We start from the raw sequence: 14806 nt of genomic DNA, 5'->3' as shown, positions 1-14806 counted from the left end.
CATAAAAGGTATAATGAAAACGCTTAGAGCGCAGCGCTTACATAATTACATAATTTTATAAGGAGATTTTCAATAGCATGAAAACTAATAAAAAAATTTCTGCTTCTTTTATCTACTTTTTTGGGGCATTTGGCGGAATACTATTCGGTTACGATATAGGAGTTATGACTGGAGCCCTCCCTTTTTTACAAACTAGTTGGGGCTTAACCAACAATGCAACAATTATAGGGTGGATCACTTCATCAGTAATGTTTGGCGCGATCTTTGGTGGTGCAGCAGCTGGACTTTTGTCCGATCGTCTGGGTCGACGAAAAATGATTCTGATTTCCTCACTAATTTTTATGGTAGGTTCGTTACTTTCTTCCATCTCCCCTCATGATGGTCAATATTATTTAATCGTTGTCCGAATTTTATTGGGACTAGCAGTGGGAGCCGCTTCTGCCCTTGTACCATCATATATGTCTGAAATGTCACCCGCTAATATTAGAGGACGGCTGTCAGGTATTAATCAAGTGATGATCGTTTCTGGTATGCTTTTATCTTATATCGCCGATTATTTTCTAAAAAATTTATCCACGGATATTGCTTGGCGTATTATGCTTGGTGCTGCTGCAATTCCAGCATTAATTCTTTTCTTTGGGGTATTAGCTTTGCCAGAGTCCCCTCGATTCCTCATTAAATCTGGAAAAATAAATGAAGCTAAACAAGTTCTTAGCTTCATACGTAAACCTGACGAAATTGAAAACGAAATAAAATCAATCCAAGATACAGCTAAACAAGAATCAGCTGCATTGTCTTCTACCAGCTGGGGAACCCTCTTCAAAAGTCGCTATAGGTATTTAGTAGTAGCTGGCCTAGGTGTTGCTGCTTTTCAACAATTTCAAGGTGCTAATGCAATTTTCTACTACATTCCACTGATTGTAGAAAAAGCAACAGGACACTCTGCTAGTGAAGCATTGATGTGGCCGATTATTCAGGGAATTATCCTCGTGATTGGTGCACTTTTCTTCTTGGTAATTGCTGATCGCTTTGATAGACGTACTCTCCTCCGATTGGGTGGAAGTATCATGGGGCTCTCCTTTATTCTTCCAGCCATCATCAATTTCATCATACCCAATTCGAGTCCTATGATGATTGTTTTCTTTTTGTGTATTTACGTCGCCCTTTATTCATGTACCTGGGCTCCATTAACTTGGGTGCTTGTAGGTGAGGTATTCCCTTTAGCTATTCGAGGACGTGCCTCTGGATTAGCCTCATCCTTTAACTGGATTGGTTCCTTCCTCGTTGGACTTCTATTTCCAATTATGACCGCATCAATGAGCCAAGAAGCTGTTTTTGCTATATTTGGTGTAATTTGTCTATTAGGAGTGCTCTTTGTCCAATTCTTCGTCCCTGAAACCCGTGGCCGTACACTTGAAGAAATTGAAAAACATATAAAAAATTAAATTCCTACATGGAAAATGAAAATAATTGGGTTTAAAAAGGCCAAATTTTAACACCAATAGATTTTTTGAACTTGATGCAACTTCACTACAACTTAATGGAAAACTTTTTTTGACTTACTCAGTAAAGTGCTACTGTTGAGAACTATTGTATGGGAATGCTAACTGCTGACGAAAAATCCAATATATTGGGTCCAAGAGCTATGTATGATTCTCTCGGCTTCCAAACGACTTATCTTATAATGGGAAAGGTTGTCTTAATCATCTAAATTTTTGCTCTGCTTTTCTTATAAAAGCCTAAATTTATTGATAACTTAAGTGATCATTCCTCTGAAAATTTAGTCAAAAATCCTAGCTAGATTAACGAAAGTCTCGTATAAAGCGAGGCTTTTATTAATCTACTTTTTTGTCCGTACCTATGATATAATATATTACAATAGTAAATATTTGAAGTAGGTTAAAATCTTTAAATATCGCTAAAAAATAAGTAAGAAAGGGGATCTTTCCATGAAACCAAAATACCAAGTAATTGCTGACTCACTTCGAGATAAGATTATTTCTACTGAATATGTCGTTGGTGGAGTCATTCCAACAGAGTTGCAATTGCAAGAAGCATATCATGCTAGTCGATATACCGTAAGACAAGCGGTATCGGTATTAGTAAGTGAAGGATATCTCCGCAAAGAAAAAGGTTCTGGAACCTATGTCAATGAACCCCCAACTTCAACTAGTGAAATATCTCCCAAAAAAACAATTGGCGTAATAACAACTTACATCTCTGATTATATCTTCCCAACAATTATCCGGGGAATTGAAAAAGAACTGAAAGCTGATGGCTATTCTCTTCTTCTTTCGAGCACTAATAATGATTATCTTCAAGAGAAAGAGTGCTTGGATAGAATGATTGAATTTGGTGTAGATGGATTAATCGTTGAGCCAACAAAAAGTAATCAATATAACCCTAATCTGGCAACCTATGTCACTTTACGAGAACATAATATTCCAATCGTTATGATTAATGCAACTTATGAAGAACTAAGTACTCCATCGATCCATGTTGATGATGTTGAAACTGGCTATTTAGCAACAAAGGAACTTATTGATAATAATCACCAACGCCTCTTATTAATAACTAAAATTGACGACTTACAAGGTAAATACCGCATGAAAGGTTTTATAAAGGCATGCGAAGAAAAAGAAATTAAACTTTCTTCAAATTCCATTATTACTTATACTACTGAAAGCGAAGTGTCAATCTATGACAAAATAATTTCTCACTTAAAAGAATTTACTGACATCAGTGGAATTGTTTGTTACAATGATAAGATTGCTAAAACGCTAATTGGAAAACTTTCTAGTCTTGGCTATAAAATTCCTGATGATTTTTCAATTGTTGGAAACGATGACTCTACCCTAAGTCAAATGGGAGAAGTTAGTTTAACAACAACTGTCCATCCTAAAGAAAAAATGGGAATAGACGCTGCAAAATGGATTGTTAATACCATAAAAAATGGGAAATTTGAGAAAGATATTCTTTACCCACCAAAATTAATTCGTAGAAATTCTGTAAAAAAACTAAAAACTGAAGATTGATACCAAGTTATATAAAAGAACTCCTCGCCTCTTATGCAAGGAGTTCTTTTAAATCTTTTATCCCTCTTCTTCTAAATGATGCACACGATGCAGTAATTCTGCTTCGATTTGTTCGAGTGTTTTGCCTCTTGTTTCAATAACTTTTTTACTAGTAAACCAAATTGAGAGGAAACAACAAGCCGCATAAATCAGGAAAATTTTACCTGTTCCAAAAAATGATAATAATGGTAAGAATGTTAATGACACCACCCAGTTAGCAGCCCAGTTGACAGCAGCACCAAATGAATTTCCTAAGCCACGGATTTTAAGTGGGAAAGATTCACCAATCATCACCCACATTACTGGTCCCCATGTTGCTGAGAAGAAGGCAATATATACCGTTAAAGCGATAACTGCTAAATATTTACCAAAGCCAATATGAGCATTTTCTGCTAAAATCATCCCTACTGACATCAATACTAGAGAAATTCCCATTCCCCAAGCACCAAAATTAAGCATCCACCGACGATTAACTTTATCCATTACTCTCATAGCAATATAAGTTACAATAACATTGAAAATACCAATCCCAATATGAGCAAGTAAAGCTGCGCTTGCCCCAAATCCTACCGCAACAAAAATTGATGGTGCAAAGTATAATACTGTATTACAGCCCATAACCTGTTGAAAAATTGCCAGACCAATTGCCATAATTAAAACTGGACGTGACATTTGACCAAATAATTCTTGTAAGCCACCTTGTTTTTCTTCCTTAGCCATCAATTGAATATCAGAAATTTCTGCTTCAATCGAGTTTGGATCATCATTTATCATCCCTAATATTTCACGGGCCCCTGCTTCATTATCATGACGAACAAGAAATCTTGGAGATTCTGGCAAAAAGAGTCCACCGATGAAAAGAAGGGCTGCTGGAACAGTGGCCAAACCAAGCATCCAATGCCAATTTCCTGAAACTCCTTTTAAAGCATAGTTTGAGATATAGGCTAATAAAATCCCAGTCATAATCATCAATTGAAACATAGTTGAAACTCCACCACGAATTTTAGCGGGTGAAAGTTCTGATAAATAAGTCGGCACCAAAGCTGAAGCTGACCCAACAGCCATCCCGAGAATAACCCGAGAAATAATTAGTAACTCAGCGCTATTTGAAAGCCCTGAACCTAAAGCTCCAACAAAAAAGATGACCGCTGACAAAAGTAACAAACGTTTCCGACCAAAACGGTCACTCATTGGTCCAATCACGACCGCGCCAATTACAGCTCCCATTAAGACTGCCGCTGTAATCCATCCTTCCATCCAAGCCCAAGAACTCACCTGCCAGCTCTCTTTTTCAATAAAAAGTAGCGCTCCCGATATGACGCCTGTGTCATATCCAAATAATAAGCCACCTAAAGCACCAAAAAAATAGATGAAAGTGGGAGAAAGTTTTCTCATGATAGTAACTCCTTAATTTTTATTTGCAAGTCTTCTTGCCTTTTTTTACTACCCACAAATGATACCGCTTTCCACACTTACTTTCTTGTAATCCTTGATATTTTAAAATGGAAATGTTGCTCATAATAAAGCTAAAAACTACTCTTATGTAAGAGCAGTTTTAATTAGTTTATTCATTTTTTATTAAGCGTGCCAGATTTCCAGCAATTATGCAGTGGCTAGGAAATGATTTGGTCACCACAGAGCCAGCACCAACGACAACATCATCTCCTAAAGAAACTCCAGGCAAAAGAATCACTGAACCGCCAAGCCAACAATCATTACCAATTACTATTGGCCCATCATATTGCCAGCCTTCACGTCTTAAAAACACATCCCTGGCATGATGATTAGGTGTAAATAATTGACAATTTGGTCCAATAAAACAGTTTTTCCCAATCTTAACCTTACCCGCACTAATAATCTGAAGTCCACTATTAATAAAAGTATTTTCTCCGACTTTAAAACGATTGGGATATTCCAAAGCAATTATTGGAAAATATATTTCTGAACTTTGAGGTAAATTTGGAAGAAAATCCTCCAAGAGTTTTCTTGCTTCATCAATATTTTCTTTTGCCTTATCATTAATTTCAGAAATTTTTTGACTAGAATTTTTGACTATTTTTTGTAGTTCTACTTCTTTGCTATATTGGTACCAATCACCATTATTTATTTTATCAAAAATAGATAGCTTTGCTAAACGTAATTTTTCTGCTTCATCTAACATTCTCATCGACTTTTTCCTTTACTAAAAATCCCTTACTACAAATATGTAGGTAAGGGATTGTAGACTAATCAAATCTTGATTCACTTGCTTTCCAAGTATAAGAACCGTCTGGTAAGACCTTGTCTCCTAATTCTTTATAGTCAAAGTTATAAAATTCTGCAACTCTATCATATCCAGAATAATCAACGGCAGCAAGCCCAACAAATGCTCCAGTGAAGAATCCGCCATAAGTTTGTAAAACATAATCATCTGAAAGGACAGCCGCATCTAAGACTACAGGAATTTCTATGAATTTTTTGCCGTCAAAACTATATTCATAAGAATATGATTCTTTACGGACTTTAGTGCGGAACCAAACATATTCAGTTCTGTCAGGAATTTTAATGGCATTATCTTTTAAATAAGAAGTATAGTTTCCTCTGTTATTTTCAGCAACTTCAATGACAGCTCCATTGATTTCATTCCATGTGATAAAAGCGAAGGACCAATGACGGTCATTGTAATAGTTGGTTAATCCAGCCATTTGTTGGTAAGAAAATGGGTCAAATTTTACTTTGACTTCTGCGTCAAAATAGAAAGCTTGCCAACGTCTAGCAATCAAAGATAAATCAAAATTATTTGCCAAAGAGCCCTGACCAATTAATGTTAACTTGCCATTTCCAACTGAACCCATTTTCTCAGTAAATGGGACACGCAATGTATTCCAGTTAATATCCAAAGTAGAACTTGCAAAATCGTCTTTTTGACTGTGGTCAGCAGGTGCATTAGTTTGAATTGCATCTTTTGGTACTTCAACAAAAGTTGTCCCACCATGACCACCAACAATACGTGGCCAACCTTCTTCGTCCCATTCCACTTTTTGGATGGAAGTTTCACGACCTAAAGAGCTCCAGCCACGAGGGTCTGTGCTTGATTCATTTTTATGATTCCATGGTCGAGCGCATAAGGAAGCATAATACCACTCACCTTTGGGTGTAGATACAAGACCTCCGTGTCCTTGCTTTTGAATATAATTATCAGGAGTATCGAAGTTTGTAATAAATGGATCGCCGGGTTCAGTTTCAAAAGATAAAGTATCCAATGTTTTAGAGCGAGCCACGACTTCTTGGTGTGTAAAGACTGTTCCACCTTGAGCCGCAAAAAGATAATAATAATCATTAATTTGGTAGAGGTGTGGACCTTCAACCAATTTAACATTTGTACCATTGTAAATCGTTTTAGCTGTTTTAGGTTGTAGTTTCATTGTTGTCACATCAAACTCAGTCAATGTGATTCCGTCAAATGGATGCTTGTATTCACGATGATCCCATGTTTGTTGAACTAAGTATTTCCGTCCGTCTTTATCATGGAAAAGTGAAGCGTCAAAGCCAAGACCATTGAGCTTGATTGGGTCTGTCCATGGTCCTTTGATGTCTGTAGCTGTTGTTAAATAATTGGTCATATCTTTGAAAGCACCATTGACAACCTTAACATCTGTATAAACAAGCCAAAATTTACCATCCGCATAAGATAAATCAGGGGCCCAGATCCCACCTGAAGCTGAGTTTCCTCTCATATCCAACAAAGTGATTGTTGACAATGGACTTGGAAGTAGGTTCCAATGTTCTAAATCTTTTGATTCATGTAAACGAACACCGGGGAACCATTCAAAAGTGGAGTTCGCGATGTAATAAGTATCTTCTACGCGAATAATGCTTGGGTCTGCATTAAAGCCGGGAAGAATTGGGTTTTGAATAAGTGACATGATTTTGTCTCCTTTTAATATAAATTATTCCGCTTCCTTAAGTTGAGCACGTTTTTCATCAAGCTGTTGATTAATCTCTGCTACATCCTTATCAGAAATTGGATAGAGTTGCATAATAATCATTGATACAAGAGCAAGAACGGCTGGAATCCAAATTGCTGTGAGATTTATACCAGCTAAGGCATTAGCATGTTGATGTGCTGCTGTCTCATTGAAACCATAAGCTGCTAAGAACCAAAGTGGAATCGCTCCACCTAATGTAAAACCAATTTTGAAGAAAAGTCCCATGATTGCGTTAATAATCGCAGCATTTCTTTTACCCGATTTGAGTTCTCCATAAGCGACAACTTCAGGAACTAATGCCCACATGAATCCTGTTGCTGAAGTTAAGCCCCATTGTTTAATAAAGGTTGCAACATAAGCTAACCAGAGGGCATCATGCATTCCATTAAGGGACCAAATATATGTCAAAATTTCTCCAACAATGAACATTCCGATAAAAAGATGAAAGAAACCTTTTTTACCGAAAATTTTCTTTAAACGAGGCCAAAAGATTGGGAAAACAATTCCTGGAATTGAAGCAATGAGGCCAATGGCTCCCATCCATTCTGAATGTCCAACAACAAATTGATTAAAGAAACCATTTACAGTATTCATAAAAAACATGAAAGTAAAAGCTAACATGAAGAAAATCCCTAGAATCACAAGTGGACGATTGTTCTTTAATTCAAGGAAGAGGTCAGTTGTTTTAACTTCTGCCGATTGTTCTGCTGTTGCAACCACACGTTCTTTGGTCAATTTATAACATAGGAATAAAGCTATTGCACCAATAATCATATAAACTGAGTAAACTCCAAACCAAGCATGTCCCGCTGAAGGGTCAGTATAATTCCCCATATGAAGTTTAAGGCCAAATAATCCAGTATCTTTAAGACTTCTTCCTTTCGGTGCTGCCATTTGGACAAACATTGGAAAGAGGGTATAGACTAGGAGATTGGCTCCATTTGCCAACATCATCCGTGTACTTGTCAGCTTATCAACGGATTCCGGATTACGAGTTAATGATGCATTAAGTGAACCATAAGGAATATTAACAACTGAATATACTAAGTCTAAGGCAAAATAAACGATAAAAGCAAAGGGAACAGACCCTTTAACACCTGGTAGAGGTGCAAAAAGTAAGGCAGCTAAAATCACTAGAGGAATACCTGCTCTTAAAAGCCAAGGACGATATTTTCCTGCTTTTGATGTTCTTTTATCAATAAAAGTCCCAACCATTGGGTCCCAAAATACATTAATAATTCGGACAAACAGAAAAATAAAACCGGCTGTTGCAGTACCAATCGCATTGACTGTCGTCATATAAAGTGCTAAAAAGCCACCAACAGTCCCAAAGACAAGGTTTTGTGCAAAATCCCCCATTCCATAACCAATACGTTCTCCAAGCGTTAATTCATGATATTCATCATGTTGAACTTGTTTGATTTCATTACTCATTTTCGAATACATTCCTCCTATTATTTTATTAAAATTATTTTTACTGATTTACTGATGAGTCTGTCAGTAAATTTTAATTCGTTGTAAATAGATATTCTGTTATAAAAGTCTTTTTTTGACCTGCTTTAAGCTCAATCGTTCCCCATTCAGGATGATGAACAAGGTCAGGTATTTCTTGAAATTCAATAGCAATTCCGCGATTTTTGGACATTGGTCTGCCATTAATCATTGACTCTATTTCTGGATTTGTGGCTGTGTAAATCACGACCGCTTGTCTATCAGTTTGAGCTACTAGTTTCCGACCAGATAAAGGGTCATAAAGCATTAAACTTTTATCTCCTTTGGGATTAAAAACAAAGCAATCATCTAGTCCTTCGGGATTATCTTTTAAAAGCTTTTTGATTGAAACGCTTTCTTTAATTGAATAAGAACTGTCGTCAACAGTTAGAAGACGACCAGTTGGTATATTCTCTTGATTGGTTTCAACTAGAAAGTCAACATTTGCTTGAATGAAATGCTCATGAGTCGTTGATAATTCTGCTGACAGATTAAAATAAGGATGCCAAGCCGGATTAAAGACTGTGTCAGTTACTGACAGACCTGATATTGTCACTTCTAACTTATTGTCAGTTAATTTATAAGTGACTTCTGCTTGGATTTGACCTGGAAAACCGGACTCCTCATCTCTTAAACTTAGTTTAATGCCAAGAGATGATGCTGTTTCAAAAGTTTCATAAGACCAAAATTGTCTTTCCCAGCCATGGCTTCCTGAATGTAAATTATTTTTTCCTTCATTTGCCTCTAAACTGACAGAATCATAAGTATCACCTGAAATACGCCCGGCAACTGGACCGCAAATTACACCATAATATCCTCCATCATTTGCATAGGTTTCGGAATTGTTTTTGGATAAAAGAATATTTTCAAATGTTCCATTTTTGTCAGGAGTGAGGAGTTGATGGACTCTTGCTCCATAATCATGGACAACGATGGTGAGTCGTTCATTTGATAATGTAATCTGACTAATTGATTTGTCAGCTCTAAAAGGCAAAGATTCTTTGGAAATGGTAAATGTCATAATTAACCTTCGTCATTGAATTCTACTAATTGATGAGAAATTTCAGAGGTATTTTTATAAACTTGTTTCCAAATTTGATAAATTTGCTCATAACGTGCTACATTTTTTGGATTTGGTATGAAACTGGCTTCCTTGTAATGAACAAAAGCTTTAGTGACCGCTTCTAAGCTATCAAAAAGTCCGCAACCAAAAGCAGCAATCATACAAGCACCAAGTCCCGGTCCCTGCTCAACCGTTAAGCGAATCATTTCAGAATTAAAAATGTCTGCTTGCATTTGCATAATGTCGGGATTTTGCGCACCCCCACCTACGGAAATCAAACGTTTAAACTTCTTGTTTTTCGTTTTTTCCATGATATCTTTAGAATCACGCAATGAAAAGGTAATTCCTTCAAGCACTGCTCTTGAAAAATGTTTTTGTTCATGATGAGCAGAAATTCCTATAAAACTTCCGCGAATTTTTGAATCAAAATGTGGTGTTCTTTCACCTACAATATATGGCGTAAAGAGCAATCCTTCTGAACCAGGAGAAACTGTGTAAACTTCTGACAAAAGTTCATTGAAACTCAAGCCTTTTCCAAAAGTTTCCTTATACCAGTTTAAAGAATTTCCGGCAGCCAAGGTTACTCCCATTGAGTAATAAGCACCCGGAACCGTGTGATTAAAGAAATGAAGTTTTCCTTTATAATCTGCAATTTTAGGTTCATAAGCGGAAACGACTCCGGAGGTTCCCATTGAAATCAAGCCCACTTCTTCATTGATTAAACCAACACCCAGAGCGGCGGCAGCATTATCGGCTCCACCAGCAAATACTTTTACTTCATTTGTCAGTTTATAGCGTTCAGCTATTTCTGCTTTGACAAATCCTGTTCGGTCAGTGGATTCAATCAATTCAGGTAGAATTCCCCTATCAATATTGAATGCGTCAGTAATTTCCTCTGACCATTGTTTTTTCTCAATATCTAAAAGTAAAGTTCCTGCTGCGTCAGAAAATTCGGTATAAATATTTCCTGTCAGCCAAAGGCTCAAGTAATCTTTTGGCAACATTATTTTTTTTACTCTTGACCAAACCTCTGGTTCATTTTCTTGGAGCCAAAGAATTTTTGGTAAGGTAAATCCTTCAAGAGCAATATTTTTTGTAATCTCTAAAAGTCGCTGACCAAGTCTGTCAGTAATTTCTTGACATTGTTTGCTTGTTCTCACATCATTCCAAAGAATTGCTGGATAAACTGGTTTATTATTGTCATCTAAAACGACTAATGAATGCATTTGCCCCGAAAAACTAATGCCTGCAAGTTGCTGACCAAAATCTGAAATTTCTACTGACAAACCGGTCAGTACTGATTCAAGTGCCACAATCCAATATTCTGGACGTTGTTCAGAATAGCCTTGTTTGGGCGTATCAATTTGGTATTCAGCAGATTTTGTTGTAATTAAATTACCAACTTCATCCATCAAAATTCCTTTAAGACTTGATGTTCCTAAGTCAATTCCTAACACGTAAGTCATTATTATTCCTCATAATAAAAGAGAAGGACGAGGAGGAATTCCTCGCCCTCTTTTAAGTTCTAAATTTTAAACAAGATAGTCATTCAATACTGATTTGATGTATTCCAAGTGATTAGAATCAAGTTCAATATCGTCACCATGTTCAAGTGCAAATGCGGCAAGACTTTCAAAAGTTGCTGTTCCATTTTCAATGGATTGACCAACTTCTGTATTTTTGTATGAACTATAACGTTCGTCAACAATATCAGACAAGAATTTATCTTCAATGATTGCTGCTGCACCTTTCAAAGCACGCGCATAAGTATCCATCCCTGCAATATGAGCAAGAATTAAATCCTCTGCTTTGAAACTTGTACGACGTACTTTCGCATCAAAGTTAATTCCACCTTTGCCAAGTCCACCGTTCAAAAGAATTTGGTGCATCGCAAGTGTGATATCAATAACAAGTGTTGGGAATTCATCTGTATCCCAACCAAGCAAGTAATTTCCTTGATTGGCATCAATAGAACCCAAAGCATTGAAAGTACGTGCAGTATTTAATTCGTGTTCAAAAGTGTGCCCAGCCAGCCAAGCATGATTTGTTTCAAGATTGAGTTTGAAGTATTTGTCCAAGTCATATTTTTGCAAGAAAGCAAGAGCTGTTGCTGCGTCAAAATCATATTGGTGAGTCATTGGTTCTTTTGGTTTTGGTTCAATCAAGAAAATAGGCAAGTGGTTGATTGATTTTGCATAATCAATTGCCAAATGGAAGAATTTTGCCATGTGGTCCATTTCAAGACCCATATCTGTGTTCAAAAGTGATTCATAACCTTCACGACCACCCCAGAAGACATAATTTTCGCCACCGAGTTTTTTAGAAAGTTCAAGACCTTTTTTAACTTGTGCAGCACCATAAGCAAAGACTTCAGCACGGTTAGAAGTTGAAACACCATTCATATAGCGGGGATTTGAAAACATGTTTGCTGTATTCCAAAGTAATTTAATCCCTGTTGCTTTTTGTTTTTCAAGAAGGTGGTCAGTAATTTCGTCCAAATTAGCATAAAATTCTTTCAAAGAATTTCCAGTAGGTGCAATATCAATATCATGGAAACAATAATATTTAACACCTAATTTTTCAGCAATTTCAAAGAAAGCATCTACTCGACGGTGAGCACGGTCAAGTTCAGAACCACCTTCCAAATCCCAAGGACGTTCCATTGTTGCTCCCCCAAAGGGATCTGACCCATCCATTGTAATTGTATGCCAAAATGCAAGGGCAAAATGAAGTTGTTCTTCCATTGTTTTACCAGCAACTACTTCTTCTGGATTATAATGGCGAAAGGCAAACATATTTTTAGTTTTTGTACCTTCGTATTTGATAGGTGCGATGTCGTTAAAGTAAGCCATTTTTATAGCTCCTCCTCTTTATGATATTAATATTATTTTCAAACTCGTAATTACTACTATACATTTCTTGTAATATATGTCATAATAATAGTGATTAGGAGAGAATGAACATGAAAAACGAATTAGAGAATATTTATCACTCAAAAATAAATAATCTTAATTTTCTACTTGTCGATATTACTTACAGAAAACCTCACCTTCATTTTGACATTGAATTAGCTTTTGTCTTAGAAGGGGCTGGTCAGGTAATAACACAAGAGCAATGCTTTGAAATCAAAGCTGGACAGGCAATTATCTTTAATAGTTGCCAAGTTCACGAACTATCTTCAAGCGACTCTATGAAACTTTTGATTCTACAGTTTTCATCAGAAATTTTTAAAATTATCTTCCCTCAGCTTGATAAAATTTATTTTGAAAGCCATCCTTTCAATCTAAAAAATCAACCTGAAACTTTAAAATTACTCTTACAAGCGGCTTTAAGTTATTTTGCTGATGATAAGAATAATTCCTTGCGTACTCACGGATACACTTCCCTTTTATTAGATCGCTTATTAAGTATTTCTGAATACAGTATTTTAAGCAGTTCTGAACAAAATAAATTAATGGATCTCCAAGAGCGAATGGAAAGAATTTCTTCTTACATTCATGAAAACTACGACCATAAAATTTCTTTAGAAATGATTGCTTCGCATGAAGGACTTTCCAGAACGTATTTTTCCCATTTCTTCAAAAGTAATTTTGGGATTAATTTCAACGAGTATTTAAATAAGATTCGTTCTGAAAAAGCAAGAACATTACTTTCTTCTTCTAAAGATAATTTATTAAATATTGCTTACATGTGTGGTTTCTCAGATATCAGAACGCTCAACACCGCTTTCGTTAAATCTTATGGTGTTCTACCGAAAGAATTTAGAAAAAATAGTGTACTCTTTCCAAATCTCAACTACATGACTTTCAATCAAGATAAAATTGATAATCAAGTTTTTTATTCTGATAGAGGCTCTTTTGATATTCTGCAATATTATTTAGAAAAAAACTTTGAAAAAACAAGTAGTCATTTTTAGACTCTTTATTTTTAACAAGTTAATGATATCGCTTTCTAAGAATCTTATCTTACTGTTTTGTTCTATTTTTCAGGGGAAATGTTGCCATTTTATCATACCTAAATCAAATAAAAAAAATACTTGGCTTTTACCAAGTATTTTTTATTAATCCCAAATTTTAGTTGCTTTAATTTCATTAATCGTTTGGTCAAAATCATTTGTTAAGATTGTCACATGTCCCATTTTTCGGTTATGTTTAGCATCTGCTTTTCCATAATCATGTTGATGCCAATCGGCATGCTCATGATTAAGTTTCTTAACTGCCTCAACGTGTTGCCCTAAAACGTTCAACATAATGGCGGGTTTCAAAAGTTTAGGTTCTGGTAGGTCTTCTCCTAAAATCCCTTTAATATGCAAATCAAATTGGTTGAAATCACAAGCTTCAATTGTAAAGTGGCCACTATTATGTGGTCTTGGAGCTAGTTCATTGACATAGATTTGACCATCTGCTGTTAAGAACATTTCCACACAAAGCACGCCAGATAGCTCTAATTTTTCCGCAATTGAGGTCGCAATTTTATAAGCATTCTCTGTAATTTCAGCAGATATACGAGCCGGAGAAATCGTTTGATGTAAGATGTTTTCTCTATGTTCGTTTTCAGCTAGAGGAAAAACCACATATTCGTGACCATTTCCACTAATAATAACAGAAATTTCACGTTCAAAAGAAATAAAATCTTCTAAAACACATTCTGAAAGTTCTGTCAGTGATTTTGCAGCTGACAAGTCTTTATCAGCATTTAAAACCACTTGTCCATGACCGTCATAGCCTCCAGTTGTTGTTTTTAAAACTTGTTTTCTAGTTACTGTTTCTGGGAGTTTTTCCGCTGAATCTACGAGTTGCCAAGGTGCAACATTAACTTTAGCTTCGTTGGTCAAAAATTCTTTTTCAAAGCGACGGTTTTGCGTAATCTCTAACAGACGTATTCCTTGAGGAATCCTTACACAGCCTTCAATTTCGTGCAAAGCTTTTGCTGATACATTTTCAAACTCATAAGTAATGACGTCACAAGCATAGGCGAGTCTTAATAAATTGTCAACGTCATCATAAGGTGCAACAATCAGTTCATCAGATACTTTTGCCGCAGAACAGTTTGGATTTGGGTCAAGTGTAATGACTTTATGTCCCATGTATTGAGCAGCAATTGCCATCATCTGTCCAAGCTGACCTCCACCAATAATACCAATTGTTTGCTTTGTATTCTTTATCACAAGTCTTCCTACCCTTCATTATTTGAAATCCGACAACTTTTGA

General features: G+C 36.1%; 11 protein-coding genes. 3 read left to right on the top strand and 8 right to left on the bottom strand.

All coding sequences use genetic code 11. The features are described from left to right. Positions 1-77: 77 nt before the first annotated feature. Complete coding sequence (locus HFD15_RS02950) at positions 78-1445, top strand: sugar porter family MFS transporter (protein ID WP_025016702.1); 1368 nt, start codon at positions 78-80, stop codon at positions 1443-1445. Positions 1446-1949: 504 nt separating this feature from the next. Beyond that, a complete protein-coding gene (locus HFD15_RS02940; RefSeq protein WP_058208506.1) occupies positions 1950-3035 on the top strand; it encodes a GntR family transcriptional regulator in 1086 nt (361 codons plus the stop codon). Positions 3036-3092: 57 nt separating this feature from the next. Here HFD15_RS02940 and HFD15_RS02935 read toward each other — a convergent pair whose 3' ends face one another. The 7 genes from HFD15_RS02935 to xylA form a co-directional block, all read right to left on the bottom strand. Further along, complete coding sequence (locus tag HFD15_RS02935; protein WP_012898121.1) at positions 3093-4469, bottom strand: sugar porter family MFS transporter; 1377 nt, start codon at positions 4467-4469, stop codon at positions 3093-3095. A gap of 169 nt (positions 4470-4638) precedes the next feature. Then, positions 4639-5241 (bottom strand): sugar O-acetyltransferase, encoded by a 603-nt coding sequence (locus HFD15_RS02930; protein ID WP_167593184.1) that lies wholly within the window; start codon positions 5239-5241, stop codon positions 4639-4641. Between the two features lie 58 nt (positions 5242-5299). Beyond that, on the bottom strand, positions 5300-6979 hold the full coding sequence (locus HFD15_RS02925; protein ID WP_023188762.1) for a glycoside hydrolase family 43 protein: 1680 nt from the start codon (positions 6977-6979) through the stop codon (positions 5300-5302). A gap of 24 nt (positions 6980-7003) precedes the next feature. After that, entirely contained in the window at positions 7004-8488 is a 1485-nt protein-coding gene (locus HFD15_RS02920; RefSeq protein ID WP_080716006.1) for an MFS transporter, read from the bottom strand. A gap of 61 nt (positions 8489-8549) precedes the next feature. Continuing rightward, a complete protein-coding gene (locus tag HFD15_RS02915) occupies positions 8550-9554 on the bottom strand; it encodes an aldose epimerase family protein (protein WP_167593185.1) in 1005 nt (334 codons plus the stop codon). Between the two features lie 2 nt (positions 9555-9556). After that, the gene (xylB, locus tag HFD15_RS02910) at positions 9557-11062 is read right to left on the bottom strand and encodes a xylulokinase (protein WP_058208504.1); all 1506 of its coding nucleotides are present in this window, start codon (positions 11060-11062) and stop codon (positions 9557-9559) included. 66 nt (positions 11063-11128) lie between these two features. Next, positions 11129-12448: a xylose isomerase gene (gene xylA / locus HFD15_RS02905; protein ID WP_023188758.1), complete on the bottom strand. Its 1320-nt coding sequence runs from the start codon at positions 12446-12448 to the stop codon at positions 11129-11131. Positions 12449-12558: 110 nt separating this feature from the next. Here xylA and HFD15_RS02900 point away from each other — a divergent pair, with 110 nt between their 5' ends. Next, on the top strand, positions 12559-13512 hold the full coding sequence (locus HFD15_RS02900) for an AraC family transcriptional regulator (RefSeq protein WP_023188757.1): 954 nt from the start codon (positions 12559-12561) through the stop codon (positions 13510-13512). Between the two features lie 144 nt (positions 13513-13656). Here HFD15_RS02900 and purK read toward each other — a convergent pair whose 3' ends face one another. Next, positions 13657-14763 carry a 5-(carboxyamino)imidazole ribonucleotide synthase gene (gene purK, locus HFD15_RS02895; protein WP_023188756.1) on the bottom strand — a complete coding sequence of 369 codons (1107 nt, stop codon included), beginning with the start codon at positions 14761-14763 and terminating at the stop codon, positions 13657-13659. Between the last annotated feature and the right edge of the window lie 43 nt (positions 14764-14806).

Source organism: Lactococcus sp. EKM203L (genome assembly GCF_011800585.1).
Taxonomy (GTDB): domain Bacteria; phylum Bacillota; class Bacilli; order Lactobacillales; family Streptococcaceae; genus Lactococcus; species Lactococcus lactis.
The sequence above is the reverse complement of the archived record's forward strand: the minus strand, read 5'-3'. Positions and strand labels throughout refer to the sequence as shown.